The organism is Mycobacterium lehmannii, assembly GCF_001499925.1.
Classification (GTDB): Bacteria; Actinomycetota; Actinomycetes; order Mycobacteriales; family Mycobacteriaceae; genus Mycobacterium; species Mycobacterium lehmannii.
Genome location: NZ_LQIR01000034.1, coordinates 168,952 through 194,198, shown reverse-complemented (window position 1 = coordinate 194,198; position 25,247 = coordinate 168,952). Strand labels below are relative to the sequence as shown.

Genomic DNA, 25,247 nt, shown 5'->3' with positions numbered 1-25,247 from the left:
AACCAGTCCAGAATAGCCGTCGAGCCGGGGCTCTTCCGATCCGCTCAGGCCACGAGCGCGTGACCGGACGTGTGTTTGGTGGTGTCGCCCCGCACCGCCGTCTCACAGCGATTGGCCAGGTCGCGGCGGTCGGTTCCGGGTAGCTGCAGCGACTCGACGTGCACCCGCGCGACCGTGCGCCTCGTCGTGACCAGTCGCCGGATCGAGTCGAGCAGTGTGTCATCGCCCACATAGGCGGCGACGGTGGAGGTGGTGCCGTCGGGGTGGTGGTACGCCAGACGCAACGGCTGGACCGGTCTGCCGGCGTCGATGGCGGCCTGGAACATGGCGGGGCGAAAGCGGCCGTACGCCAGTCCGCAGTAGGTGGTGCCCTCCGGGAACGCGATCACGGTACGGCCCGCGCTCAGATTGCGGCTGACGGCGCCCACCACGTCGGGCAGGCGCCGCAGGTTCGACCGCTCGATCGGGATCACCTTCAGCAGCCGGGCCAGCAGTCCGAGGCCCCGCCAGCTGACGAGCTCGGACTTGGCGACGAACCGGCCTGGCAGCACCGAGCCGACCACGAAGACGTCCACCCAGGAAATGTGGCCGCTGACCACCAGAACGCCGCTCAGGTTGCGGATCGGGCCCCCGGACACCTTGGTGCGCACACCCAGGCAGTACAGAAGCAACCGGCAGTAGCCGCGCTGCAGATGGGATCGTCCGGGGGCGGGGAGGGCCAGCATCGGCGCCAGCGGCAGGAGCAGCAGGGCCGAGGTGACCCGTACCGCGGCACGGCAGGTCACGATCACCCGTCGCCCGGACCGCGCGGCGCCTGCGCCGACGCAGCTCGTATCGCACGACGCCTTCGGCACCCAGGCGCCGAGGGTGCTCACGGCGCGATCCCGCCGGCCAGGGTGGCGGCGGCCGCGACGGACCGCAGCCTGCGCAGGTAGCGCGTGTCGGCCCGGCGTTTGTCGAGCAACGCCGGGAAGTCCCCGACGCCGAAATCAGGATCGTGAGCGGGTTCGCCGCACACCTGCGCGCCGAGCCGCAGGTAGCCGCGCATCAATGGTGGTACGGCGAGCCTCTCCGGCGGCTCGATGTCGTCGAGGCCCTTGCCGCCGACAGTCACCGGCCGGTACGGATGCACGGTGTAGAGCGCCGGTGCGGCGTGGCGACGGCGCACGAAGTCGCGGACTCCGCGGATCTGTGCGCCCGGCGGGTAACCGTCGGGACCGTGGACGGGCACCGACACGCAGCCGGTGACGTAGTCGTACCCGCAGCGGTCGAGGTACGCCAGAATCCCGGCCCACATCAGCAGCACGACGGCTCCGCTGCGGTGATCCGATCGCACCACAGCCCGGCCCATCTCGACCAGGCCCGGCCGCAGCGGATCGAGCGCACGCACGTCGAATTCGGTTGCGCTGTAGAGGCTTCCGGCGGCAACGGCACCGGCTGGTGGCAGCATTCGATAACAGCCGACGATTTCGCCGGTGACGTCCTCGCGTACCAGCAGGTGGTCGCAATGCTCGTCGAAGCGGTCGGCGTCCCGGCCGTCGGCGGAACCGGTCAGCGCGAATCCGGTCTCGGCGGTGAACACGTCGTGGCGCAGCCGCTGCGCCGCTTCGATGAGCGTGGCGTCCGTCGTCAGCAGCAGGGTATAGCGCGGCGCGGGACCTGCGGACCCGGTCCGGCCTCGGTCGATCTCCTCGGGGGCGATGAGTACAGAAGCAGTGCTCATGGCTGCACGGTCGCTCAGCCGCATCTCCGGGCGGCATCGCAGGCGTGACGTGTCGATGAGCGCCAGGTGACGAATTGCCCCGGCGAAACGTCAGCCGCCGAGCAGCACGACGTTGTCGGATACCGAGTTGCGGGGTGTGCGCACGTGGTTGGCCGGGAAGTACGGGTCGGCGTACCCGATCGCGAGTCCGCACAACACCCGCAGTTCGGCGGGGATGTCCAGCTGTTCGCGCAGCACGTCCGGGAAGTGTGCAACCGACACCTGCACGCACGTGTCGAGACCGCGTTCGGTCAGCGCAAGCACCAGCGTCTGCAGGAACATCCCGACCGCGAGGCTGTCCGCGTGTCCGAGATCGCGGTGCATGCAGACCACTCCCGCCACTGGGGCGCCGAAGAACTCGAAGTTGCGCAGCTGTGCGAGACGTCTCCCCTCGGCGTCGTGACGGGCCACACCCATCGAGCCGTAGACCAACGCGCCCAACTCCTGCCGCAGCGGAGCGAAGCTCTCCGGAATCCCCATGGTCGCGGGAAAACCGGCGGACGCGCGGTGCAGCAGTGCTTCGACGAGTTGGTCGCGGCGCGCGCCGGTGGCCAAAAACAGCCGCCAGGGTTGGATATTGGAGTTCGATGGTGCACGCATCGCCAGTTCCAGCGCCTCGTCGAGCAGTACGCGCGGTACGGGCTTGTCGGGCAGGAACTTGCGTGTGCAGTGCCGCTCGCGAACAACCCGGTCCAGGTCGTTCTCGGGCGCCGCGGAGGTCATCGTCGTGCCAGCCAATCCGTGAAGCGCGTCGCGGCGATGACGGCGCCGTCGCCGGTGACCAGGCTCTGCTCGTCGAGCGGAGTGCCGAAGTACGTCGCCTCGGTGGTGACAACGACCGGCCGCTCGTCGCCGCGTGCGGCCAGCACCGCACCCGCGAGCTGGGCGAACGGCATCTTGTCGGGCCCGCCGATATCGACGTGACCGTTGCTCGGGGCCGCCACGGCTGTCCGGGCCACCTCGGCGGCGACCTCATCGGCTGCGATCGGCTGGATCAGCGCGTCGGGCGCCCGCACTTCGCCGTTGCCGCTCAGCGATTCGGTGATCGCCTCGGCGAATTCGTGGAACTGCGTGGCGCGCACGATGCTGAACGGCAGTCCGGAGTCTTTGATGATGCGTTCTTGCGCGACCTTCGCACGCAGATAACCGCTTTCGGGAAGCCCGTCGGCGCCGACGATCGACAGCGCCACGACGTGACCCACCCGCGCGGCCGTCGCGGCACCCACCAGGTTCGTCGTCGACCTCGTGAAGAAGTCCATGACCGCGTCGTCCTCGAACGACGGCGAGTTGGTCACGTCGATCACCACATCCGCGCCGGCGACCGCTTCGGCCACCCCGACGCCGGTCAACACGTCCAAACCGGTGGAGCGCGCCGCGGCGACCACCTCGTGGCCGTCCGCGGTGAGGATCGATACCACCTTCGAGCCGATGAGTCCGGTCGCGCCGAACACGGTGATCTTCATCTCGGAACCTTTCGTCGTGCCTGTCACGAAAAGACTCGCACTCGGGTGGCGGCGATCGAGCCCTTGAAAGTCCGTAGTCCAGACCGCCGAGCGCTCACCCTTGTACGCCCTCGGAACGGCATGCAAAAGGCCCCCGGACAGTGTCCGGGGGCCCGTCGCGCGGAAACTCAGCCCTTGCGAGCCTTGACCGCCTCGGTCAGCTGCGGTGTGACCTTGAACAGGTCGCCGACGATGCCGAGGTCGGCGATCTCGAAGATCGGCGCCTCTTCGTCCTTGTTCACCGCGATGATCGTCTTGGACGTCTGCATGCCCGCGCGGTGCTGGATCGCGCCGGAGATGCCCAGGGCGATGTACAGCTGCGGCGACACCGTCTTACCGGTCTGGCCCACCTGGAACTGGCCCGGGTAGTAGCCGGAGTCGACGGCGGCACGGGACGCGCCGACAGCGCCGCCGAGCGAGTCCGCCAGCTCCTCGACCACGTTGAAGTTCTCCGCGCTGCCCACACCGCGGCCACCCGAGACGACAACCGTCGCCTCGGTGAGCTCCGGACGGTCACCCGCGACGGCGGGCTCGCGCTTGGTGATCTTTGTCGCGTTCTCGGCCTGGCCGGGGACCTCGACGTTGACGACCTCACCCGCACCGTCGGCGGGCTCGGCGTCAACGGATCCGGCGCGCAAGGTGATGACCGGAACCTCACCGGTGGACTCGGCCTCGACGGTGAATGCACCACCGAAGATCGAGTGCACGGCCTTGCCACCCTCCTGGACGTCGACGACGTCGGTGAGCACACCGGAACCGGTGCGGGCGGCCAGCCGGCCGGCGATCTCCTTGCCGTCGGCGTTGGCCGACAGCAGAACACCGGCGGGCGAGGCCGACTCGACCAGTGATGCCAGCACATCGACCTGCGGGGTGATCAGGTAGTTCTCCGCGTCCTCGGACTCGGCGACGTAGATCTTGGCCGCGCCCGCGGCCTTCAGGCCGTCGGTGAGCGGTTCTGCGGTACCCGGCGCGCCGACGACGACGGCCGAGGGCTCGCCGAGCTTGCGAGCCGCGGTGATCAACTCCGAGGTGACCTTCTTCAGTGCACCTTCGGCGTGCTCAACGAGCACGAGTACTTCAGCCATGAGTTCTTCTCTCGTCTCTTGTTCTTCGCAGTCTCGGTCTGGGGCCTAAATAATTTTCTGGGCGACCAGGTACTCGGCGATCTTGGTTCCGCCGTCGCCTTCATCGGTGACCTTCTCGCCGGCGGTCTTCGGCGGCTTCGGCGTCGACGACAACACCTTGGACCCGGCGTTGGCGAGACCGACCTCATCGGCCTCGACACCGATCTCGGCGAGCGTGAGCTTGGTGACTTCCTTCTTCTTGGCGGCCATGATGCCCTTGAAGGACGGGAAGCGAGGCTCGTTGATCTTCTCGTTGACGCTGACCACGGCGGGCAGCGGAGCCTCGACGAAGAACACGCCGTCGTCGGTCTCCCGCTCGCCGCTGACCTTGCCGTCCTCGACGGTCACCTTGCGCAGATGCGTCAGCTGCGGCAGGCCCAGGTACTCGGCGATGATCGCGGGGACCGCGCCGCCGGTGCCATCGGTGGCCTCGTTGCCGGCGATGACCAGCTCGGTGCCCTCGATGGTCCCCAGCGCACGTGCCAGGGCCCAACCGGTCTGGACCATGTCCGAGCCGTGCATGCCCTCGTCGACGAGGTGCACGGCCTTGTCGGCACCCATCGACAGCGCCTTGCGGATCGCCTCGGTCGCGCGCTCGGGGCCGGCCGTCAGCACCGTCACAGTGCTGTCGCCACCTTCCCTCTCCTTGATGAGCAGCGCTTCCTCTACGGCGCGCTCGTTGATCTCGTCGAGCACCGCGTCGGCCGCCTCGCGGTCGAGAGTGAAGTCGCCGTCGGTGAGCTTGCGCTCCGACCAGGTGTCAGGGACCTGTTTGATCAGGACCACGATGTTCGTCATGAGTCTGGTTCGTCCTCCTCGAAGGGACCGATGATCGGCCCGCATAACACGCTTTGAGCAACAACCACCATGTTACTCGCGGGTAACTTGTGGCGGTTCGCAGGAACACTGTAGCGGGTCGAAGTTCGTGTTCTAGCAGCACGTAGGGGGTGAACCATTCGTCTGTGGGCCGTTTCACGTTAGCCTGCCTTCCAATGAGCGCTTTTGTTACTGATGGACCCGACCTCCCCCTCACCGGGGAACGCACGGTTCCGGGACTCGCGGAGGAGAACTACTGGTTCCGCCGCCACGAGGTTGTCTACGAGCAGACGGCCCACCGCTGTGCGGATCGCGACGTGCTCGAGGCCGGTTGCGGTGAGGGCTATGGGGCCAACCTGATCGCCGACGTCGCCCGGTGCGTGATCGGCCTGGACTACGACGAGACAGCGGTCGCCCACGTGCGTGCGCGGTATCCGCGCGTGGACATGCGCCACGGCAACCTGGCCGTGTTGCCGCTCGCAGACGGCTCGGTCGATGTCGTTGTGAACTTCCAGGTCATCGAACACCTCTGGGATCAGGGGCAATTCGTGCGCGAATGCCTGCGTGTGCTGCGGCCGGGCGGGCGTCTGCTGATGTCGACGCCGAACCGAATCACGTTCTCCCCCGGTCGGGACACCCCGATCAACCCGTTCCACACCCGCGAACTCAACGCCACCGAGTTGACCGAACTGCTCACCACCGAAGGGTTCGCGGTCGAAGGCGTATACGGGGTCTTTCACGGGCCGCGGCTCGTCGAACTCGACGCCCGACACGGCGGCTCGATCATCGACGCCCAGATCGCGCGGGCAATAGCCGATGCGCCGTGGCCCGAGGATCTGCTCGCCGACGTGGCCTCCGTGCGCAGCGACGACTTCGATTTGGTCGACGCGCGCGATCGGAACATCGACGACAGCCTCGATCTGGTCGCGATCGCGGTGCGGCCGTGACATCCGCCGACCCCCCGGGTCTGAATGTCGCCGGCGACCCGGCTCCCCGGTCCAATGTCGCCGGCGACCCGGCTCCCCGGTCCAATGTCGCCGGCGACCCGGCTCCGGGCCTCTTCACGCTCGTTCTCCACACCCACCTGCCCTGGCTGGCGCATCACGGCCGCTGGCCCGTCGGCGAGGAATGGCTCTACCAGTCGTGGTCGGCGTGCTACCTCCCGCTGATGCGGGTGCTGCGCACGTTGGCGGCCGAAGGCCGCCGCCACCAGTTGACGCTGGGCATGACGCCGGTGGTCACCGCACAACTCGACGACCCGTACTGCCTGACCGGGATGCACCACTGGCTGGCGAACTGGCAGCTACGCGCGCTCGAGGCGACCACTCTCGGTGATCCGTTGCGCCAGTTCGGTGTTCGCGAGCACGCCGAGGCCGAGCAGGCCATCGAGGACTTCGCCACGCTGTGGGCGCACGGCGGCAGCCCCTTGCTGCGCGAGGTGATCGACGCCGAAACCATCGAACTGCTCGGCGGTCCGCTCGCGCATCCGTTCCAGCCGCTGCTCAACCCGAGGCTGCGGGAGTTCGCGCTGCACGAGGGGCTCGCCGATGCCCGCCTGCGGTTCGCGCACACACCCGTCGGCATCTGGGCCCCGGAATGCGCCTACGCGCCCGGCATGGAAACCGACTACGCCTCAGCCGGTGTCGGCCACTTCATGGTCGATGGCCCGTCCCTGCACGGCGACACCGCGCTCGGCCGTCCGGTCGGATTTTCCGACGTGGTGGCATTCGGCCGGGACCTGCACGTCAGCTATCGAGTGTGGTCGCCGAAGTCCGGCTACCCCGGGCACGCCGCCTACCGCGACTTCCACACCTACGACCACACGACCGGACTCAAGCCGGCCCGGGTGACGGGCCGCAATGTTCCGTCGGAGGCCAAGGCGCCGTACGACCCGGAGCGCGCCGACCGAGCGATCGACGCCCATGTCGCCGATTTCGTCGCGGTGGTCCGGCAGCGGCTATGCGACGAGAGCGAACGCATCGGGCGCCCCGCACACGTCATCGCCGCATTCGACACCGAGTTGTTCGGCCACTGGTGGTACGAGGGCCCCGTGTGGCTCGAGCGGGTGCTGCGCGCGCTGCCCGAGGCCGGTGTGCGCGTCGGCACGCTGAGCGACGCCAAGGCCGACGGTTTCGTCGGCTCGCCTGTCGAATTGCCGCCCAGCTCATGGGGTTCCGGCAAGGACTGGCAGGTGTGGGCCGGTGAGCAGGTCGCAGACCTGGTCCAGTTGAACACCGAGGTCGTCGACACCGCGCTGGCGACCATCGACAAGGCGCTCGGCGAGACCGACGCTGCGCCTGCACGCAACTTTGTCGCCGACCAGATCCTGCGCGAGACGCTGCTGACCGTGTCGAGCGACTGGCCGTTCATGGTCAGCAAGGACTCCGCGGCCGACTATGCCCGCTACCGTGCGCACCTGCACGCCCACGCCACCCGCGAGATCGCCGACGCCGTGGCGTCCGGTCGCCGTGAGCATGCACAGCGCCTCGCCGCCGGTTGGAACCGCGCCGACGGTCTGTTCGGCGCGCTGGACGCCCGGCGGTTACCGCGATGACCCCACCCCCAGCCTTCACTTCCGCGAGCGACCGTGTCTGCACACCGACACGCCGCTCCGCGTGTACATTTTCCGGTCACTCGCACAGGAGTCAGCGACCGTGAAGATCCTCATGGTGTCGTGGGAGTACCCGCCGGTCGTGGTCGGCGGACTCGGGAGGCACGTTCATCATCTCGCCACCGCGCTGGCTGAAGCGGGCCACGAGGTCGTCGTGCTGAGCCGGCGACCGTCGAACACCGACCCGAGCACGCATCCGACCACCGACGAGATCGTCGAAGGTGTGCGCGTGGTCGCGGCGGCGCACGATCCGCACGACTTCGATTTCGGCACGGACATGATGGCCTGGACGTTGGCGATGGGCCACGCGATGGTCCGCACCGGTTTGACGCTGAAGTCGCGACGCGGTCGCCCTTGGCGCCCCGACGTCGTACACGCACACGACTGGCTGGTCGCACATCCCGCGATCGCCCTGGCCGAATTTTACGATGTGCCACTGGTATCCACGATCCACGCCACCGAGGCCGGCAGACACTCCGGATGGGTGTCGGGCCGCATCAGCAGACAGGTCCACGCGGTGGAATCGTGGTTGGTGCGCGAATCCGATTCGCTGATCACCTGTTCGGTCTCGATGCGCGATGAGGTCTCGGAGCTCTTCGGGCCGGGCCTGGCCGAGTCGTATGTCATCCGCAACGGAATCGACTGTGGTCGTTGGCCATTCGCTCAACGAAAGCCTCGGACCGGACCGGCCCGATTGCTGTACCTCGGTCGGCTCGAGTACGAGAAAGGTATCCACGACGCAATCGCCGCGCTACCCCGAATCAGGCGCACCCACCCCGGTACCACGCTGACGATCGCCGGCGAGGGCACCCAACTCGATTGGCTCGTCGAGCAGGCGCGAAAGCACAAGGTGCTCAAGGCGACCGCGTTCGCCGGACACCTCGACCACGACGCGTTGGTGAACCTGCTGCACACCGCCGACGCAGCCGTATTGCCCAGCCACTACGAGCCGTTCGGCATCGTCGCTCTAGAAGCTGCGGCGACCGGGATCCCCTTGGTGACCTCGAACGTCGGAGGGTTGGGCGAGGCGGTCATCGACGGTGAAACCGGAATGTCCTTTCCGCCCCGCAATACCGCGCGCCTGGCGGCGGCTGTCCGCTCGGTTCTCGACGACCCGCACGCCGCCCAACAACGCGCGATCGCCGCGCGCGAGCGGCTCACCTCGCAGTTCGAATGGCACGCGATCGCAGACGAAACCGCCCAGGTGTACCTGGCCGCCAAACGCCGTGAGCGCGAACCACATCGGCGCCGACCCATCATCGAACACGCACTGCCCGGCCGCTGATCAGACGTGGCGACTGGCGGGGATCGTGGATTGATCCCCGCCAGTGGCGTTGTGTGGTCGGGCTCAGAACAGGCCGGTGTCGACGGTGGTGTCCACATCGACATCGGTGTTGACCTGACCGGAGTTGTCCGTCGAGTTGTCCTGTCCGGAGTTGTCGACCGAATTGTCGATCGAGTTGTCCACCGAGTTGTCCTCGATGCTCGACCCGCCCGAGATCCCACCGGACACACTGCCGTCGATATCGCCGACATTGGTCTGGTTGCCATCGACATTGGTAGTGGTCGTGTCGTTGTCGTTGATCACGATCCCGCCACCGGAACCGCCGGCCCCGCCGGTGGCGTTGCCGCCGTCGTTGCCGACCCCGATCAGGCCGCCACCGCCGTCACCGCCCGAAGCGCTGCCGCCGCTGCCACCGCTCATGTCGACGTCGTTGATCACCGGGCCCTCGTTGTCGGAGATGATGTCCCCGCCGGCGGTCTGATCACCGCTGTCGTCGATCTCATTGTCCTCGCCGATGTTGACGTTGGAGTCCTCGATGTCACCGGTGTTGACGTTCTCGTTGTCATCGCCGACGACGTTGCCGTCACCCTCGACGTTGGTGGCATCGATATCGCCTGCGGTGCCGGTGTTGACCACCCCGCCGTCGGTGGCGGTGTTGGTGGTCTTGTCACCAAAGGTGATGTCACCGAACTCCAGCCCGAAGTTGCCGATACCCTGCTGCTGGTCCTCACCGGCGTGGTTGACCGTGTTGGTCTCCGGGCTCAAAAACCGGGTGTCGTTGTGGCTGAGGGTGTCGTTGTTGGACAACACCTCGGTCTGGCGCTGCGGGGCGAACGCGATCCCATGCGTCTGGGCCACCGCCTGCTGCAAACCGACCACCGGATCACCACCCCCATGCACCACCGCCGCAGGCGCCACGGCCGCGGCGGCGTGCTGCAGTTGGGCTGCGGACGCGTTCTGCACGCCGGCGCCGCACATGGCCCGTTCTGGATCGTCGACGAAGGCCTGAGCCGAGACCTCGTCACGGAACAGGTTCAGAATCCAGTCGATTACGTTCATCTCAGTGGTCCTTTCGGATGTCCGGTCGCCGACCTCCGGCGAACTGATGCGAACGTTACGAATCCGCGCACATCCCGAAAACGGGCCGAAACCCCCTCCTTCCGGCAGACGGATGCAGGGCCGACTCAAGCCCCTATTAGGGGATTAGGGGGGGCCGTGGTCAGCAGTTCGCGGTCGCCGAACGGCGACGAGCGTCCGCGAACTGTCGTAATCCAGCGGCGAGTCGTGCGCAGACACGGTCGCTCGCGCCACAGAGGTGACGCTCGCGCCACAGAGGTGACGCTCGCGCTACAGAGGTGACGCTCGCTAGCGGGAGGCCTTCTTGCGTTCGATGTCGGCGAGGGCCGCGGCCAGTTCGGCGCGCTGCGCCGCCGATGTCTCCCATGCGAGTTGGCGGTTCTTGACCACTTTCGCGGGCGCACCGACGGCGATCGAGAAGTCGGGCACGTCGCCGCGCACGACCGCATGCGATCCGAGCACGCAACCACGCCCGATCGTGGTGTTGCGCAACACCGTGACCTTGACACCGACCCACGTGTCGGGCCCGATTCGCACCGGCCCCTTGACGATTCCCTGGTCCTTGATCGGCACGTTGATGTCGTCCATGCGATGGTCGAAATCGCAGATGTAGCACCAGTCGGCCATCAGCACCGAATCACCCAGCTCAATGTCGAGGTAGGTGTTGATGACGTTGTCGCGGCCGAGCACCACTTTGTCGCCGAACCGCAGCGAGCCCTCGTGGCAGCGGATCGTGTTCTTGTCGCCGATGTGCACCCAGCGACCGATCTCCATCGTCGACAACTCCGGCGTCGCCTCGATCTCGACGCCCTTACCGAGGAAGACCATCCCGCGGGTGATGATGTGCGGATTGCGCAGCTTGAACTTCAGCAATCTCCAGTACCGCACCAGATACCACGGGGTGTAGGCGCGGTTGGCCAGCACCCATTTCAGCGACGCCAAGGTCAGGAACTTCGCCTGCCTCGGGTCACGCAGTCGCGACCCTCGCCACCGCTTGTGCAGCGGCGCGCCCCACATGGTCGTCATGGCCGGAAAGCCTACGCGAGCGTCCGAATCGGCAACGGTTACCCTCACGTGGACCGATGACGAGGAACGGGAAGGATCGAGTGATCCGGCGATTGACCGTGCTGGCAGTGTCGTTACTGACAGCGCTGATCACGGCCACACTGGCGGGCTGCCAGGACACCACCTCCTGGGTCGAGGCCAAGGCAGCTGACGGCTGGGCCGCCCAATACAGCGATGCCGCCAACAGCAGCTACCAACCCGTCGTGGGTGCAGACACGCTGCGCCTGGAATGGATGCGGTCTGTCAAGGGTGATCTCGGCGCCGCGGTGGCACTCGGCACCGGCAGCTATCTGGCCGCCAACGCGCAGACCCCCGACGGATGCTCGCTGATGGTGTGGGAGGCCGACAACAGGGCGCGGCAGCGTTGGTGCACCCGCCTCGTACAGGGCGGCGGCGCGTCGAGCCCGCTGTTCGATGGCTTCGACAACCTCTATATCGGACAGCCCGGCGCCATGCTGTCGTTTCCCCCGACGCAGTGGATCCGCTGGCGTCAACCGGTCATCGGGGTGCCGACCACAGCGCGGATCCTGAGCCCGGGGCACCTGCTGGTCGTGACGCACCTGGGTCAGGTGCTGGTTTTCGACGCCCACCGCGGCACGGTCGAAGGCAGCCCGATCGACCTGGTCGCCGGCGTCGACCCCAAGGACTCCGAGCGCGGCCTCGCCGACTGCCGGCCGGCCCGCCCGCGCTGCCCGGTGGCCGCCGCGCCGGCGTTCGCCTCTGCCACCGGGACCGTCGTCCTCTCGTTGTGGGAGCCAGGTGCCGACGCCCCCATCCTCGTGGGCCTGCGCTACCGGCCCGGGCAGTCGCCGTTTCTGACCCGCGAGTGGACCAGCGACGCCGTCGGCGGCGGACCCCTTGCCAGTCCGGTGTTTTCGGCCGACGGATCGACCGTCTACGTCAACGGACGCGACGACCGTCTCTGGGCGCTCAACGCCGCCGACGGCAAGGCAAAGTGGTCGGTGCCGCTCGACTACCTCGCCCAGACCCCGCCCTCCGTGTCACCCGACGGGCTGGTCGTCGCCGGCGGCGGGCCCGGGGCGAAGCTGACCGCCATCAAGGACGCAGGCGACCGCGGCGAGGTGCAATGGACCCGCGACGACGTCACGCCGCTGTCGACCTCGAGCCGATCCGGCGCCGATCTCGCCTACACCGTCGTCCGCGACGGCGACGGGGAGGACGCCGGACAGGCGCTGCTGGTCTTCGATCCCGCCGACGGGCGCACCCTCAACAGCTATCCGCTGCCCAGGGCGACGGGTTGGCCGGTCGGCGTCTCCATCGGAAAGGACCGCCGCGTGGTCACCGCCACCAGCGACGGCATGGTGTACGGCTTCGCACCGGCGTAGTGCACGGCACCGGCCGCGTATCGAGTTTGTCACCGCAACGAAACACATAGAGGCCGCGGGCATGCCAGCATGCCACCGTGCGCGTGTGACCCCCGCGAGGCGCGTGCGGACGCACCCGAGCTAAGGAGACGTATTGTCCGAGTTCCTCGACGCAGTCAACGGTTACGTGTGGAGCGACGCGCTGGTCTATCTGTGCCTGGCCGCAGGTGTGTACTTCTCTATTCGCTCCCGGTTCGTGCAGGTACGCCAGGTACGCGAGATGGTCCGGCTGATGCTCAAGGGCGAGAAGTCGCCGTCGGGGGTGTCGTCGTTCCAGGCGTTGACGATGTCGCTGGCCGGGCGGGTCGGCACGGGCAACATCGCCGGCGTCGCGACCGCGATCGCCTTCGGCGGCCCCGGCGCGCTGTTCTGGATGTGGGCGGTGGCGTTTCTCGGCGCATCGACGTCGTTCGTGGAGTGCACGCTCGGCCAGATCTACAAGACCCGCGACCCGCTGACCGGTGAGTACCGCGGCGGGCCCGCGTACTACCTGAGCCGCGCGCTGGCCCACACCCGCGCCGCCCGCGTCTTCAAAGTCTATGGACTGATCTTCGCAGCGGTCACGGTGCTGGCATGCGGGCTGCTCCTGCCCAGTGTGCAGTCCAACTCGATGGCCTCTGCGATGGAATCGGCGTGGGGCTTCGACAAGTGGTGGGTGGCCGTCGGCACCGTCATCGTGCTCGCGTTCGTCATCATCGGCGGCGTCAAGCGCATCGCGGCGTTCGCCTCGATCGTCGTACCGTTCATGGCCGTTGTCTACATCCTGCTGGCACTGATCGTCGTCCTCCTCAACGCCGGACGGATTCCGACGGTGCTGGAGATGATCTTCGCCAGTGCCTTCGGCCTGGATTCCGCGTTCGGCGCGATCATCGGCGCGGCGGTGATGTGGGGCGTCAAACGCGGCATCTACTCCAACGAAGCCGGCCAGGGCACCGGCCCGCACGCGGCGGCCGCCGCGGAGGTGTCGCATCCAGCCAAGCAGGGTCTGGTGCAGGCGTTCGCGGTCTACGTCGACACCCTGTTCATCTGCTCGGCCACCGGGTTCCTGATCCTGTCGACCGGCGCGTACCGCGTGTTCGAGGGTGAGAGCGCGACCGGCGCGGTGCTCGCCGACGGCGGCCGGCTTCCCGACGATGTCGAGGTCGGTCCCGCCTTCGCCCAGATCGGGTTCGACACCCTCTGGAACGGCGCCGGTTCGACCTTCATCGCGGTCTCGCTGGCGTTCTTCTGCTTCACCACAATCATCGCGTACTACTACATGGCCGAGACGAACCTTCGATTTCTGCTCGGCCGGGCGTCGACGACACCGGTGCCGCTGATCCGCGGCACCGTGGGCTCGAACGCGACCATGGTGCTGCAGGCGCTGATCCTGGTCTCGGTGGTCCTCGGTGCGGTGTCGACGGCGACCGAGGCGTGGGTGCTCGGCGACATCGGCGTCGGGTTGATGGCCTGGTTGAACATCGTCGGCATCCTGATCCTCCAGCAACCGGCCTACCGGGCGCTGTGGGACTACGAGGAGCAGAAGAGGGCCGGGCTGGACCCGGTGTTCGACCCGCACGCGCTCGACATCGTCGGCGCGACGTTCTGGGAGAACTACGACCCGCTCGCCGGGAAGAAGCGGGAATCGGTGCGGACTTGAGCCTTACAGCGCGAGCATCGGCGCCACCGCCGCGCGCGGTACCGTCGCCTGAACCGGGCCTGCCGATTCGGGGAACAGTCCGCCCTGGCTGAAGAAGAAGATCAGCGAGTCGTCGGTCAGCGCGAAGTTCTGGTAGTTCGCGGGATCGGTGCCTTGGCCCGGCGGAACCGGGGCCATGAGTCCCTGCCTCTCCAGGTATCGATCGACCTCGCGGTAGATCACGTCCATGGGCTCGGAGCCCGGCCTGAACAGGGTGTCGAAGGTGATCGGCGCATTCGTGGCGAGGTTCCAGTTGAACGACTGGTAGAAGGTCTGCGGGCGCACCCCGCCGACGTTCTGCCAGACGCTGAACACCACGCTGCGGGTGCCGGTGGTCGGCGGCCCCGATCGGTAGCCGGTGCCTTCGGCGTCGAGTTCGTACCGCATTCCGTCCGCACCCGGGTTCTCGGCGACGTTGACGAAGCCGTCGCGCGCCTGCGTCAGGTAGGCCACCAGCGGCGCCTGGTCGGGATAGTCGTTGGGGAAACTCAATTCGTAGGTGTAGTTCGGTTTTTCGACGTTCACCCGGCATATCTGATCCGGCCCCACCGTGCCCTGCAGGTCGGCGCACCCCGGCTGGGCGGCGGCCGCGGGGATCGCGACGGTGCCGGCGACGGCGGCCACCGCAACCAGAGCGGTCCACCTGAAATTGCGCATCGACGTCCTCGCAGCCGGCGCCGGTCCGGATACCGGCGCATCTCCGCAAGGATACGTGGACGCTCAGCGCGACGGACGACAAATGAATGCCGTTGCCCGGCTTGCGCCTCCGGTGCCGATGCGGGTGATCACTACCGAAGCTTGCTGTGAGCCGCGCAGGCGAAGCCGCGGCCGCAGCGTGTCGGGCTCGACGTCGACGCCGCGCACCAGGATCTCGACTGCGCCGACCTCGCGCGCCGAAAGGGCCTGCCGCAATCGCCGTTCGCTGAAGGCGACTTCGTCGAGCACCTCGAAGCCGCGTACAGCGGGCGGGAGTTGGTCGCCCGACAGGTAAGCGATGTCGGGGTCGAGCTGCCACAGTCCGTGCCGTGCCGCGTAGTGGCGGACCAGCCCTGCGCGCACGATGGCACCATCCGGGTCGACGATCCACGTCCCCGCGGGTGCCACCGCGCAGTCGTCGGGTTCGTCGTCGGTGACCTGTTCGCCGGTGTCCAGCAACGAGGCTCGACGCCTGACCCCACCCTCGGTGAGCCCGGCTGACCACAGGCACGCTTCGCGCACGCTGCCCGCCAGCGACGTCACCTCGATCTCACCGTCGAAACCCAACCGCCTCACGGCGTCGAAATCGATTCCGGGAGCACACTTCACGACGGTGTTGTGTTGGCGGTAGACATCGAGCAGTTCGTCGAGCGGGGGCGCGTAGTCACGCGGGTCGAACCGGCGGCGTCCGGCCCTGCGCCGCGCCGGGTCGAGAACGACGACCGTGCCGTGCGTGATGGGCCGAAGGGCATCGGCGCGGCAGAGGTCCACACCGTAGACGTTGTTGCGCGCCATCGCCAGGCGCACCGGATCGATATCGCTGCCGATGACGAGGTCTGCCGATTCGCGGAGCGCGGCCAGCTCGGTGCCGATCGAGCACGTCGCGTCGTGTACCCGGGTGCCGCTGAGTCGACGGGCGCGGTGCCGGGCGACCGGTTCGGCGGTGGCCTGCTGCAGGGCCTCGTCGGTGAACAACCAACCATCGGGATTGGATAGTTTGGCCGCCGCCTTGCGGCGCAGCAGCGTGGTCTCGACCAGCACGGCGGCTCGATGACCGAAACGCTTACGCGCCGAAGCGATGTCGGCGACGAGCGTGTTACCGGTCAACCGCAGCGTGGCGATTTCCCGCAGCGCGTCGATACCCGCCGGGCTGCGCAGATAGTCGACGTCCTCGACGCCGAACGCCACCGTCACGCGGCTGGCTTGACCCCTGTGATCATGACGTTGTAGTACCAGGACTTCGGCACCACGCGGCTCCAGAGGTTGGCGTCAACCCAGCTCAACGCGATCCAGCTGTGGAACGCGAATTTCGCGTAGCCCCAACCCAATCGCCCGGGCGGGACCGCGGCCTCGAAGGTGCGCAACGGCCAGCCCAGCATCGCGGCGGTGAACTCGGTGGTGGCGGTCGACACCTCGACGGCGCCGGCGCTGCTTGCCATGCGCTCCAGGTCGCCCGGAGAAAAGGTGTGCAAATCGACGACCGCCTCTAATGCGGCCGCGCGTGAGGACTCGTCGAGTTCGGCTTGTGGCCGACGCCATCCCGAGAGCCCGGGCAGCTTCGTCACGTTGGTCACCGCCCGCCAGGTCAGCGTCGACAGCGGGCGGGCGTAGTTCTCCCCCGCGTTCGTCGGCTCGCCGGCGAAGATGAACCGGCCGCCGGGCTTGAGCACCCGCACCACTTCGCGCAGCGACAGTTCCACGTCGGGGATGTGGTGCAACACGGCGTGGCCGACGACGAGGTCGAAGGTGTCGTCGTCGTACGGGATACCCTCGGCGTCGGCCACCCGGCCGTCGATCTCGAGGCCGAGGTTCTCGCCGTTGCGGGTGGCGACCTTGACCATGCCCGGGGACAGGTCGGTCACCGAACCGCGCCGTGCCACGCCCGCCTGGATCAGGTTGAGCAGGAAGAACCCGCTGCCACACCCGAGCTCCAGCGCCCGGTCGTAGGGCAGCTTGCGCTGTTCGGCGAACGGGACCGTGGCATCGAACAGATCGCGGGCGTAGTCAACGCAGCGCTTGTCGTAGGAGATCGACCACTTCTCGTCGTAGCTCTCGGCTTCCCAGTCGTGGTACAGCACCTGGGCCAGTTTTGAGTCGTGGCGGGCAGCTTCCACCTGCTCGGCGGTGGCGTGCGGGTTCGGCACCGGAGCCGGGGAGCCGGCGACATCAGACACCGGAGCCGGGGAGCCGGCGACATCAGAAACAGTGTCGGTTTCCTCAAAGCTCATAACAGGGCAGCCTAGAGGTCGAACGTCGCCTTGGCCGCAGCCAGTACCTGGGGCGGATGCTCGACGAACCGTTGCGCCCAGGCCAACGCGGCGTCGTAGACGCCGTCGGGCGCGACCATCTGGTCGACGAGGCCCAGCGCGTGGGCCTCCTTGGCGTCGATGAACCGGCCGCTGAAGACCAGCTCCTTGGCCTTGCTGAGGCCGACGGTGCGGACCAGTCGGGCGGTGCCGCCCGCGGGCACCAGGCCGGCGAGGATCTCCGTCACACCGAACTTGACGTTGTCGCCGCAGACCCGCCAGTCGGCCGCCAGCGCCAGCGTCAGGCCACCACCCAACGCGTAACCGGTGATCGCGGCGACCGTGGGTTTGGGGATGGCAGCCAGGGCGTCGACGGCCTCGCGGCAGGCCTGGGTGGCCGTGTCGGTTTCCTCGGCGTTGAGGGTGCGCAGTTCGGGCACGTCGTCGCCGGCGGAGAAGATCTCGTGGCCGCCGTACACGATCACCGAATGGATGTCGTCGCGGTCGCCGATGCTTCGCGCGGCGGAGGTCAGCTCGCGGTAGACCTGACGGGTCAGGGCGTTGGTCGGCGGGCGCGACAGCAGCAACGTGGCGATGCCGGGCCGCTCATCGCTGGTGTGGACCGAGACGAACTCGCTCATGCCTGGCGCGCGTCGGATCCGTAGCCCTCGGGGCTGCGGCGGTTGCGGGCGGCGTTGTACCGGTCGCTGTCGAAGAACTCGATCTCCCAGTTGCCGGTGTCCTTGTTCGCCGCGAGATGCGGTGTGACGGAGACGATCTGACGCTCCACGGCAAGCACTTCGTCGACGGTGTGGCCGGCGAGCGAGTCCAGCTGGGTCCATGTCGGCGGCAGCAAAAACGTCCGGCCTGCGGCGAAATCGTCAAGCGCTTGCTGCGGGGTGATCCAGTCGGCCGTGTCGGTCTCGGTGTTGTCGCCGTCGGCGCGTTGGCCCTCCGGCAGGGCGCCGACGAAGAAGTAGGTGTCGTAACGGCGGGTGCGTTCTTCCTTCGGCGTAACCCAATTGGCCCACGGCCGAAGCAGATCGGCGCGCAGCACTAGCTTCTCGCGGTGCAGGAAGTCGGCGAACGACAGCGATCGGTTGACCAGCGCGGCGCGTGCCTCGTGGTAGACCGAGGCGTCATCGACCAGGATGTCGGGATCGTCGGCGGCCCCGGCGAACAACACCCCGGACTCCTCGAACGTCTCGCGCGCCGCGGCGCACACCAGCGCCTTCGCCAGGTTCGGCTCCACGTTCAATCGCCTTGCCCACCAGTCGGGTTCGGGACCGAACCAGTCGATGTCGGCGTTGCGGTCGCGGTCGTCGACACCGCCGCCGGGGAACACCATCACGCCGGCGACGAAATCCATCGCCGAGTGCCGTCGCATCAGGAAAACTTCGACTCCTCCCGCGAGCCCGTCCCGCTTGTCGCGGATCAGCATCACGGTCGAGGCGGGCCTCGGGGTCAATGGTTCTTCGGTCATGCTCGTCTCCTGTGCGCGGCCCGGCTCCTGGCGCGACGCGCGAAGTACCGCCCGTCGAGGACCTCGAGCATGATCGCCTGGCCGAAAGCTTTGGAAAGGTTCTCGGCGGTCAGCACGTCGGGCAGCAGCCCGGAGTCAACCACCTTGCCCTCGGACAAGATCAGCCCGTGTGAGAAACCGCGCGGAATCTCCTCGACGTGGTGGGTCACCAACACCATTGCCGGGGCATCGGGGTCGGCGGCCAGATCCTCGAGCCGGGCCAGAAGTTCCTCGCGTCCACCGAGGTCCAGTCCGGCGGCGGGCTCGTCGAGCAACAGCAGTTCCGGGTCGGTCATCATCGACCGCGCGATCAGCACGCGCTTGCGTTCGCCTTCGGACAGCGTGCCGTACGTGCGCATTGCCAGGTGTTCGGCGCCGACGCTTTCGAGCATGTCGATCGCCTGCTCGTAGTCGACGTCGTCGTAAGCCTCGCGCCAGCGGCCCAGCACCGCGTAGCCGGCCGAGACCACCAGGTCGCGCACCACCTCGCCGTCGGGCACCCGCTGCGACAACGCCGAACTGCTCAGACCGACCCGCGAGCGCAGTTCAGACATGTCGGTTCGGCCGAGTCGCTCACCGAGCACGTACGCCGTCCCCGACGACGGGTACTCCAGCGCCGCCGCGATGCGCAGCAGCGAGGTCTTGCCCGCGCCATTGGGGCCGATGACCACCCAGCGCTCGTCAAGTTCAACCGCCCATGTGATCGGGCCAATCAGGGTCTGGCCCCCGCGCCGCAACGACACCTTGGCGAAGTCGATCAGCACATCGGGGTCGGCTGGATCTCCTTCGGTGGCGGGCACTCGCCCATCGTAGACAGGCGACTGGGGCGTGATTCCGTTCGCCCAGTGATCGATTGCACGTCCAAATCACCCGCGCGCCTGCGGCGAGCCTCGGCGACAGAAGTTGTCGCGCGCCTGCGGCGAGCCTCGGCGACGGAAGTTGTCGCGCGCCTGCGGCGAGCCTCGGCCACGGAAGCCCACCCGCTCACCGCCACCACCCTCTCCGGCGTGATCCTCAAGAAGAACTGCACGAGCGGGCCGATCCCGAACGCGTAGAGGACGGTCCCGACGCCGACCGTCCCGCCGAGTAGCCAGCCGACCGCCAACACGGTCGCCTCGATCGAGGTACGCACAAAGCGCACCGACAGCCCGGTGCGCTCGACCAGGCCGGTCATCAGCCCGTCGCGCGGCCCGGGCCCGAGGCCGGCGCCGACGTAGAGCACGGTGCTGAGCGCGTTGAGCACCACCGCACCCACCATCATCGCGATGCGCACCGGCAGCGACGTGGGTGTCGGAAGCAGCCACAGTGCGACGTCGACCGTGACCGCGATGACGACGACGTTGGCCACGGTGCCCACACCGGGCCGGTTGCGCAGCGGAATCCAGGCCAGCAGCACGACCACGCCCACGACCGCCGAAGCCACGCCGATCGTCATCCCGGTGTGCCGGGCCAGACCCTGATGGAAGACGTCCCAGGGATCCAGTCCCAGCCCGGCGCGCACCATGACCGCCATCGAGAAGCCGTAACCGGTCAGCCCGACGAGAAGGGCCAGGCCGCGGACGGCCCCTTTACGCATGGTGGGGGAAGCGCACCTTGATGAGTTCGAGTTCGCGGGCTATGCGTTCGGCGTCGCGGTCGTCGTAGTTGGCGCGCGCGACAGGCTGCTGCCACGCCAGGGTCGAGGCGAGGCGGCGGCTCAAGCGAGGTATCCAGTTCAAGCTCATGGCCTCCATCTTCAGCCTCAACTGGCTTGCCTTTCAATAGCCAGTTAGGTGATACTGGCCTGTAATGACACTTGAATTGCCCGCCCGAACGCTCGATGTGGACCTTCTGGCCCGCGAGTTGGGCAACTGGCGGACGTCCAGTCGGAGTGGACCGGCTTACCAGGGTCTGGCCGACGCTCTTCGCCTGCTGATCATCGACGGACGCGTTCCCGTCGGGGCGCGGGTGCCCAGCGAACGCGCACTCGCCGACACGCTGCGGGTGTCACGTACCACGGTCACCGCCGCTTACACCCAGCTGCAGGAAGACGGGTATCTCGTCGCGCGCCGCGGCGCCCGCAGCACCACCGCGCTACCCGTTGCACCTGCGGCGCGCGTCGAGCCCGCCGCGCCGTCGGTGAGCTTGGCCGCGGCCGCGTTGTCGGCTCCCGCCGCCGCGGTGATGGAGGCCTTCACAGAGGCGACCCGCGACGTCACGCCCTATCTGCACGCGCCGGGGCACGAACTCGTCGGCGTTCCCGCACTGCGACAGGCGATCGCCGAAAGGTACTGCGAGCGTGGGCTTCCCACCGAGCCGGATGAGATCATGGTGACGACGGGGGCGTTGCACGCCATCGGGCTGATCCTGACGACATATGTTCAGCCCGGAGACCGCGTACTCGTCGAACAACCGACGTACCACGGTGCGCTGTCCTCGATCATGACCGCAGGCGCCCGCCCCGTCCCCGTCGCGATGACCGAAACCGGCTGGGATTTCGACGCGCTTCAGAACGCGCTGCACCAGATGTCGCCGACGCTGGCGTACCTGATCCCCGACAACCAGAACCCGACCGGTATGACGATGCCCGCCGCGGACCGGAAGCGGCTGGCGCGCATCATTGCCGAAACCCGCACCCGCACCGTCATCGACGAGACGATCCTCGACATGTGGCTCGACGAGCCGGCGCCCGGCCCGGTTGCGGGTGAGATGACGTCGCGACGCGATCTGGTGCTGACCGTCGGCTCGATGTCGAAGTCGTTCTGGGGTGGGCTGCGGGTCGGCTGGATCCGTGCAGAGCGCGCCACCATCGCCAGCATCGCCGCGCTGCGACCGTCGATCGACATGGGTACCGCCGTGCTCGAACAGTACGCTGCGGCAAGGCTTCTCGCTCGGCGTGATGAGTTGCTGCCGGAGCGGCGCGAGATCTTGCGAAGCCGTCGCGCCTATCTGCAGTCGCTGCTGAGTCAGCACCTGCCCGACTGGGAGCCCGGCCCCGGCGCCGGCGGCATGTCGTTGTGGGTGCGGCTGCCTGCCCCGATGAGTACCGCGCTGTCGGCGGCGGCCTCCCGGCTGGGTCTCGACCTGCCCGCGGGCCCGCGGTTCGGCGTGGACGGCACCCTCGAACGGTTCGTCCGCGTGCCGTACGCGCTACCCGAGGAGCAGTTGGGTGAGGCGGTGGAACTGCTGGCGCGGTCGTGGCGCAGCGTCACCGGGCTCTCGGCGCCGGAGCCGACGACCGTCGTGGTCTAGAAAGGTCCGGGTGGGCCCACACGCAGTCCGGGTGGGCCCACACGCGCAGTCCGTGAGCGCCCGTGTTTGTCCCGCGACACGCCGCGTTCTCGCGTACAAATGCGGTCGCTCGCGCCCCACGAAAGGCCCTGTTCAGTCGGGGATCTCGACCCGGCGCACCACACCGTCGACGGCATCGGCGGCCTCGATCTCACCGCGCGTGACGCCGAGGATGAACAGCACCGTATCCAGGTACGGCTGGCTCAGCGACGCGTCGGCGACCTCCCGCAGCGCCGGCTTGGCGTTGAACGCCACACCCAGACCGGCGGCGGCGAGCATGTCGATGTCGTTGGCGCCGTCGCCGACGGCCACCGTCTGTTCCATCGGCACACCGGCCTGCTGCGCGAAATCCCTCAGCGCCTTAGCCTTTCCGGGCCGGTCGATGACGGGGCCGATCACCCGGCCGGTCAATTTGCCATCGACGATCTCGAGCTCGTTCGCAGCGACGAAATCCATCATCAACTCGTGCGCCAGCGGTTCGATGACTTGACGGAAGCCGCCCGAGACGATGCCGCAGTGGTATCCCAGCCGCCGGAGTGTGCGCAGCGTGGTACGGGCACCGGGCGTCAACTCGATCTGATCGGCGACGTCGTCGAGCACGGACGCAGGCAGGCCGGCGAGTGTCGCCACGCGCCGGTGCAGGGATTCGGCGAAGTCGAGTTCGCCGCGCATGGCGGCCTCGGTGACCTCGGCGACCGCGGCCTCGGCGCCCACCTTGGCCGCCAGCATTTCGATCACCTCACCCTGGATCAGGGTCGAGTCGACGTCGAACACGATGAGCCGCTTGGCTCGTCGCGTCAGGCTGAAGTCCTCGAGCGCGACGTCGATCTCCTGGGCGACCGCCACGCGCGCCAGCGCCTGCTGCAGTTCGTCGTAGACCGCGCGGGACGGCACCGAGACCCGCAGCTCCAATCCCGTGACCGGGTAATCCGATATGCCACCGATCGTGTCGATGTTGACCCCGAGCCGCGCGAGTTCGCGGGCCACCACCCCGAACTCCTCGGCGGTGATCGGACGACCGAGCACGACGATCGTGTGCGTCGACGGTTCCCGCATGACCGGCTCGCCGTCGCTGCGTTCGATCGTGACGTCCAGGCCCACTTCGCGGATCGCCGCCGTCACGGCGTCACGAAGCTCGGCGCTACCCGCGACCTCCGTCGATCCCGCGACCAGCACACCCAAGGTCAGCCGGCCGCGGATCACGACCTGTTCAACGTTGAGCAACTCGACCTGGTGACGCGACAGCACCTCGAACAACGCCGAGGTGACGCCGGGTTGGTCGCGGCCGGTGACCGTGATCAGCAGCGACGCGCGTTCGCGTGATTTACCGGTCATGCCGCAATCGTGTCAGGTGCGGACGTTCGCGTCGTCCAGCCGGGTCACATCCCCGTCCGCGGGCCCATGGCTGCGTCCGACGTGTGCCTCCGCGCGCATCCGCTCCACCATGTGCGGGTAGTGCAGCTCGAACGCGGGGCGCTCCGAACGGATTCGGGGCAGCTCGGTGAAGTTGTGCCGCGGCGGCGGGCATGAGGTCGCCCACTCCAGCGAGTTGCCATAACCCCACGGATCGTCGACGGTCACCGGCTCGCCGTAGCGCCAGCTCTTGAAGATGTTCCACACGAACGGCAGCGTCGAGATGCCCAGAATGAAGGCGCCGATGGTCGACACGACGTTCAGCGTGGTGAACCCGTCGGTCGGCAGGTAGTCCGCGTAGCGGCGCGGCATGCCCTCGTCGCCCACCCAGTGCTGCACCAGGAACGTGACGTGGAACCCGATGAACGTCAGCCAGAAGTGCAGCTTGCCGAGCCGTTCGTCGAGCAAGCGGCCCGTCATCTTCGGGAACCAGAAGTAGATGCCGGCGTAGGTGGCGAACACGATCGTGCCGAACAGCACGTAGTGGAAGTGCGCGATGACGAAGTAGCTGTCGGTGACGTGGAAGTCCAGCGGCGGGCTGGCCAGCAGCACACCCGACAGGCCGCCCAACAGGAACGTCAGCAGGAACCCGATCGAGAACAACATCGGTGACTCGAACGTCAACTGGCCCTTCCACATCGTGCCTATCCAGTTAAAGAACTTGATACCCGTAGGCACGGCGATCAGGAACGTCATGAACGAGAAGAAGGGCAGCAACACCGCACCGGTGGCGTACATGTGGTGTGCCCACACCGCGATCGACAGCGCGGCGATCGCGATGGTCGCGTAGATCAGCGTGGTGTAGCCGAATATCGGCTTACGGCTGAACACCGGGAAGATCTCGCTGACGATGCCGAAGAACGGCAACGCGATGATGTACACCTCGGGGTGGCCGAAGTACCAGAACAAGTGCTGATACAGCAGCACACCGCCGTTGGCGGGATCGTAGATGTGCGCGCCGAGGTGGCGGTCGGCCGCCAGCCCGAACAGCGCGGCGGTCAGCAACGGGAAGGCCAGCAGCACCAGGATCGACGTCACCAGGATGTTCCAGGTGAAGATCGGCATCCGGAACATCGTCATACCGGGTGCGCGCATGCACACCACGGTCGTGATCATGTTCACGCCGCCGAGGATCGTGCCCAGACCCGAGATGGCCAGACCCAGGATCCACAGGTCACCGCCGGCGCCCGGTGAGTGGATCGCGTTGCTCAGCGGCGCGTACGCCGTCCAGCCGAAGTCGGCCGCGCCACCGGGGGTGATGAAACCGGAGATCGCGATCAGGGCGCCGAACACGAACAGCCAGAACGACAGGGCGTTCAGCCGGGGGAACGCGACGTCGGGGGCGCCGATCTGCAGCGGCAGCACCAGGTTGGCGAAGCCGAACACGATCGGGGTCGCGTAGAACAGCAACATCACCGTGCCGTGCATGGTGAACAGCTGGTTGAACTGCTCGTTGGACAGGAACTGCAGTCCCGGCATCGCCAGCTCGGTCCGCATGAACAGCGCCATCAGCCCGCCGATGAAGAAGAAGATGAAGCAGGCGACGCAGTACATGATGCCGATCATCTTGTGATCGGTGGTGGTGATGAGCTTGTAGATCAGGTTGCCCTTGGGGCCGAGTCGCTCCGGGAACGGACGCCGTACCTCGAGTTCTCCGATAGGGGGCGCTTCGGCTACCAACAGGTCCTCCATACATCCAGGTCGGGACATCCCCGGGGTTGTCTCGATGAATCCTAGCGGTCCGCCGATCATGAATGCCCGGGGGTCCTACAAAGCGTCGTAATTTGCCAGCACG

At 67.6% G+C, this 25,247-nt stretch carries 24 protein-coding genes; 6 read left to right on the top strand and 18 right to left on the bottom strand.

Annotated elements, in window-relative coordinates:
- Positions 1-44 precede the first annotated feature (44 nt).
- The 6 genes from AU192_RS17820 to AU192_RS17795 form a co-directional block, all read right to left on the bottom strand.
- Positions 45-875: a lysophospholipid acyltransferase family protein gene (locus tag AU192_RS17820; protein WP_064398501.1), complete on the bottom strand. Its 831-nt coding sequence runs from the start codon at positions 873-875 to the stop codon at positions 45-47.
- Positions 872-1,723 (bottom strand): GNAT family N-acetyltransferase, encoded by an 852-nt coding sequence (locus tag AU192_RS17815; protein ID WP_064398856.1) that lies wholly within the window; start codon positions 1,721-1,723, stop codon positions 872-874. The genes AU192_RS17820 and AU192_RS17815 overlap by 4 nt, the downstream gene beginning before the upstream one ends.
- Before the next feature lie 90 nt (positions 1,724-1,813).
- Complete coding sequence (locus AU192_RS17810) at positions 1,814-2,485, bottom strand: nitroreductase (protein ID WP_064398499.1); 672 nt, start codon at positions 2,483-2,485, stop codon at positions 1,814-1,816.
- Positions 2,482-3,225, bottom strand: a complete 744-nt coding sequence (locus tag AU192_RS17805) for an SDR family oxidoreductase (protein ID WP_064398854.1) — start codon at positions 3,223-3,225, stop codon at positions 2,482-2,484. The genes AU192_RS17810 and AU192_RS17805 overlap by 4 nt, the downstream gene beginning before the upstream one ends.
- A gap of 167 nt (positions 3,226-3,392) precedes the next feature.
- Positions 3,393-4,349 (bottom strand): electron transfer flavoprotein subunit alpha/FixB family protein, encoded by a 957-nt coding sequence (locus AU192_RS17800; RefSeq protein ID WP_064398497.1) that lies wholly within the window; start codon positions 4,347-4,349, stop codon positions 3,393-3,395.
- Positions 4,350-4,394: 45 nt separating this feature from the next.
- Positions 4,395-5,186, bottom strand: coding sequence for an electron transfer flavoprotein subunit beta/FixA family protein (locus tag AU192_RS17795; protein ID WP_064398495.1), 792 nt, complete (start codon positions 5,184-5,186; stop codon positions 4,395-4,397).
- Positions 5,187-5,380: 194 nt separating this feature from the next.
- Between AU192_RS17795 and AU192_RS17790 the strand changes: the two genes are divergently transcribed.
- From AU192_RS17790 to AU192_RS17780, 3 genes are all read left to right on the top strand, one after another.
- A complete protein-coding gene (locus AU192_RS17790; protein ID WP_064398493.1) occupies positions 5,381-6,151 on the top strand; it encodes a class I SAM-dependent methyltransferase in 771 nt (256 codons plus the stop codon).
- Positions 6,148-7,758, top strand: coding sequence for a 1,4-alpha-glucan branching protein domain-containing protein (locus tag AU192_RS17785; protein WP_423202708.1), 1,611 nt, complete (start codon positions 6,148-6,150; stop codon positions 7,756-7,758). Before AU192_RS17790 ends, AU192_RS17785 begins: the two co-directional genes overlap by 4 nt.
- Positions 7,759-7,858: 100 nt before the next feature.
- Positions 7,859-9,100: a glycosyltransferase family 4 protein gene (locus AU192_RS17780; RefSeq protein WP_082695061.1), complete on the top strand. Its 1,242-nt coding sequence runs from the start codon at positions 7,859-7,861 to the stop codon at positions 9,098-9,100.
- A 63-nt stretch (positions 9,101-9,163) separates the two neighbouring features.
- On the opposite strand, the gene AU192_RS26165 is transcribed toward AU192_RS17780, so the two are convergent.
- Positions 9,164-10,159: an IniB N-terminal domain-containing protein gene (locus AU192_RS26165; RefSeq protein WP_064398491.1), complete on the bottom strand. Its 996-nt coding sequence runs from the start codon at positions 10,157-10,159 to the stop codon at positions 9,164-9,166.
- A 306-nt stretch (positions 10,160-10,465) separates the two neighbouring features.
- Positions 10,466-11,203, bottom strand: a complete 738-nt coding sequence (locus tag AU192_RS17770; RefSeq protein ID WP_064349682.1) for an acyltransferase — start codon at positions 11,201-11,203, stop codon at positions 10,466-10,468.
- A gap of 80 nt (positions 11,204-11,283) precedes the next feature.
- Here AU192_RS17770 and AU192_RS17765 point away from each other — a divergent pair, with 80 nt between their 5' ends.
- Together AU192_RS17765 and AU192_RS17760 are read left to right on the top strand one after the other, a co-directional pair.
- Positions 11,284-12,588 carry an outer membrane protein assembly factor BamB family protein gene (locus AU192_RS17765; RefSeq protein ID WP_064398490.1) on the top strand — a complete coding sequence of 435 codons (1,305 nt, stop codon included), beginning with the start codon at positions 11,284-11,286 and terminating at the stop codon, positions 12,586-12,588.
- 133 nt (positions 12,589-12,721) lie between these two features.
- Positions 12,722-14,266 (top strand): alanine/glycine:cation symporter family protein, encoded by a 1,545-nt coding sequence (locus AU192_RS17760; protein ID WP_064398488.1) that lies wholly within the window; start codon positions 12,722-12,724, stop codon positions 14,264-14,266.
- A 3-nt stretch (positions 14,267-14,269) separates the two neighbouring features.
- Here AU192_RS17760 and AU192_RS17755 read toward each other — a convergent pair whose 3' ends face one another.
- The 8 genes from AU192_RS17755 to AU192_RS25735 form a co-directional block, all read right to left on the bottom strand.
- Positions 14,270-14,962 carry an esterase gene (locus AU192_RS17755; protein ID WP_064398487.1) on the bottom strand — a complete coding sequence of 231 codons (693 nt, stop codon included), beginning with the start codon at positions 14,960-14,962 and terminating at the stop codon, positions 14,270-14,272.
- A 63-nt stretch (positions 14,963-15,025) separates the two neighbouring features.
- Complete coding sequence (locus AU192_RS17750; protein ID WP_423202707.1) at positions 15,026-16,195, bottom strand: THUMP-like domain-containing protein; 1,170 nt, start codon at positions 16,193-16,195, stop codon at positions 15,026-15,028.
- The gene (locus tag AU192_RS17745; RefSeq protein ID WP_423202706.1) at positions 16,192-17,229 is read right to left on the bottom strand and encodes a class I SAM-dependent methyltransferase; all 1,038 of its coding nucleotides are present in this window, start codon (positions 17,227-17,229) and stop codon (positions 16,192-16,194) included. Before AU192_RS17745 ends, AU192_RS17750 begins: the two co-directional genes overlap by 4 nt.
- An 11-nt stretch (positions 17,230-17,240) precedes the next feature.
- Positions 17,241-17,888, bottom strand: coding sequence for an enoyl-CoA hydratase (locus tag AU192_RS17740; RefSeq protein ID WP_064398486.1), 648 nt, complete (start codon positions 17,886-17,888; stop codon positions 17,241-17,243).
- The gene (locus AU192_RS17735) at positions 17,885-18,730 is read right to left on the bottom strand and encodes an NUDIX hydrolase (protein ID WP_064398484.1); all 846 of its coding nucleotides are present in this window, start codon (positions 18,728-18,730) and stop codon (positions 17,885-17,887) included. Before AU192_RS17735 ends, AU192_RS17740 begins: the two co-directional genes overlap by 4 nt.
- The gene (locus AU192_RS17730) at positions 18,727-19,569 is read right to left on the bottom strand and encodes an ABC transporter ATP-binding protein (RefSeq protein ID WP_064398482.1); all 843 of its coding nucleotides are present in this window, start codon (positions 19,567-19,569) and stop codon (positions 18,727-18,729) included. The genes AU192_RS17735 and AU192_RS17730 overlap by 4 nt, the downstream gene beginning before the upstream one ends.
- Positions 19,527-20,345 (bottom strand): membrane protein YczE, encoded by an 819-nt coding sequence (gene yczE, locus AU192_RS17725; RefSeq protein ID WP_082695054.1) that lies wholly within the window; start codon positions 20,343-20,345, stop codon positions 19,527-19,529. Before yczE ends, AU192_RS17730 begins: the two co-directional genes overlap by 43 nt.
- A complete protein-coding gene (locus AU192_RS25735; RefSeq protein ID WP_165593316.1) occupies positions 20,338-20,493 on the bottom strand; it encodes a hypothetical protein in 156 nt (51 codons plus the stop codon). Before AU192_RS25735 ends, yczE begins: the two co-directional genes overlap by 8 nt.
- Positions 20,494-20,557: 64 nt before the next feature.
- Between AU192_RS25735 and yczR the strand changes: the two genes are divergently transcribed.
- On the top strand, positions 20,558-22,000 hold the full coding sequence (gene yczR, locus AU192_RS17720) for a MocR-like transcription factor YczR (protein WP_064398480.1): 1,443 nt from the start codon (positions 20,558-20,560) through the stop codon (positions 21,998-22,000).
- 132 nt (positions 22,001-22,132) lie between these two features.
- On the opposite strand, the gene serB is transcribed toward yczR, so the two are convergent.
- The gene (serB, locus tag AU192_RS17715) at positions 22,133-23,374 is read right to left on the bottom strand and encodes a phosphoserine phosphatase SerB (protein ID WP_064398479.1); all 1,242 of its coding nucleotides are present in this window, start codon (positions 23,372-23,374) and stop codon (positions 22,133-22,135) included.
- A gap of 12 nt (positions 23,375-23,386) precedes the next feature.
- A complete protein-coding gene (gene ctaD, locus AU192_RS17710; protein WP_064398845.1) occupies positions 23,387-25,132 on the bottom strand; it encodes an aa3-type cytochrome oxidase subunit I in 1,746 nt (581 codons plus the stop codon).
- Between the last annotated feature and the right edge of the window lie 115 nt (positions 25,133-25,247).

Bases quoted from the DNA above. Each gene is read 5' to 3' on its own strand.
- yczE (WP_082695054.1), bottom strand. From the start codon at position 20,345: ATGCGTAAAGGGGCCGTCCGCGGCCTGGCCCTTCTCGTCGGGCTGACC.
- AU192_RS26165 (WP_064398491.1), bottom strand. From the start codon at position 10,159: ATGAACGTAATCGACTGGATTCTGAACCTGTTCCGTGACGAGGTCTCG.
- AU192_RS17800 (WP_064398497.1), bottom strand. From the start codon at position 4,349: ATGGCTGAAGTACTCGTGCTCGTTGAGCACGCCGAAGGTGCACTGAAG.
- AU192_RS17735 (WP_064398484.1), bottom strand. From the start codon at position 18,730: ATGACCGAAGAACCATTGACCCCGAGGCCCGCCTCGACCGTGATGCTG.
- yczR (WP_064398480.1), top strand. From the start codon at position 20,558: ATGACACTTGAATTGCCCGCCCGAACGCTCGATGTGGACCTTCTGGCC.
- AU192_RS17745 (WP_423202706.1), bottom strand. From the start codon at position 17,229: ATGAGCTTTGAGGAAACCGACACTGTTTCTGATGTCGCCGGCTCCCCG.
- AU192_RS17755 (WP_064398487.1), bottom strand. From the start codon at position 14,962: ATGCGCAATTTCAGGTGGACCGCTCTGGTTGCGGTGGCCGCCGTCGCC.
- AU192_RS17740 (WP_064398486.1), bottom strand. From the start codon at position 17,888: ATGAGCGAGTTCGTCTCGGTCCACACCAGCGATGAGCGGCCCGGCATC.
- AU192_RS17770 (WP_064349682.1), bottom strand. From the start codon at position 11,203: ATGACGACCATGTGGGGCGCGCCGCTGCACAAGCGGTGGCGAGGGTCG.
- AU192_RS17815 (WP_064398856.1), bottom strand. From the start codon at position 1,723: ATGAGCACTGCTTCTGTACTCATCGCCCCCGAGGAGATCGACCGAGGC.
- AU192_RS17790 (WP_064398493.1), top strand. From the start codon at position 5,381: ATGAGCGCTTTTGTTACTGATGGACCCGACCTCCCCCTCACCGGGGAA.
- AU192_RS17805 (WP_064398854.1), bottom strand. From the start codon at position 3,225: ATGAAGATCACCGTGTTCGGCGCGACCGGACTCATCGGCTCGAAGGTG.
- AU192_RS17810 (WP_064398499.1), bottom strand. From the start codon at position 2,485: ATGACCTCCGCGGCGCCCGAGAACGACCTGGACCGGGTTGTTCGCGAG.
- AU192_RS25735 (WP_165593316.1), bottom strand. From the start codon at position 20,493: ATGAGCTTGAACTGGATACCTCGCTTGAGCCGCCGCCTCGCCTCGACC.
- serB (WP_064398479.1), bottom strand. From the start codon at position 23,374: ATGACCGGTAAATCACGCGAACGCGCGTCGCTGCTGATCACGGTCACC.
- AU192_RS17795 (WP_064398495.1), bottom strand. From the start codon at position 5,186: ATGACGAACATCGTGGTCCTGATCAAACAGGTCCCTGACACCTGGTCG.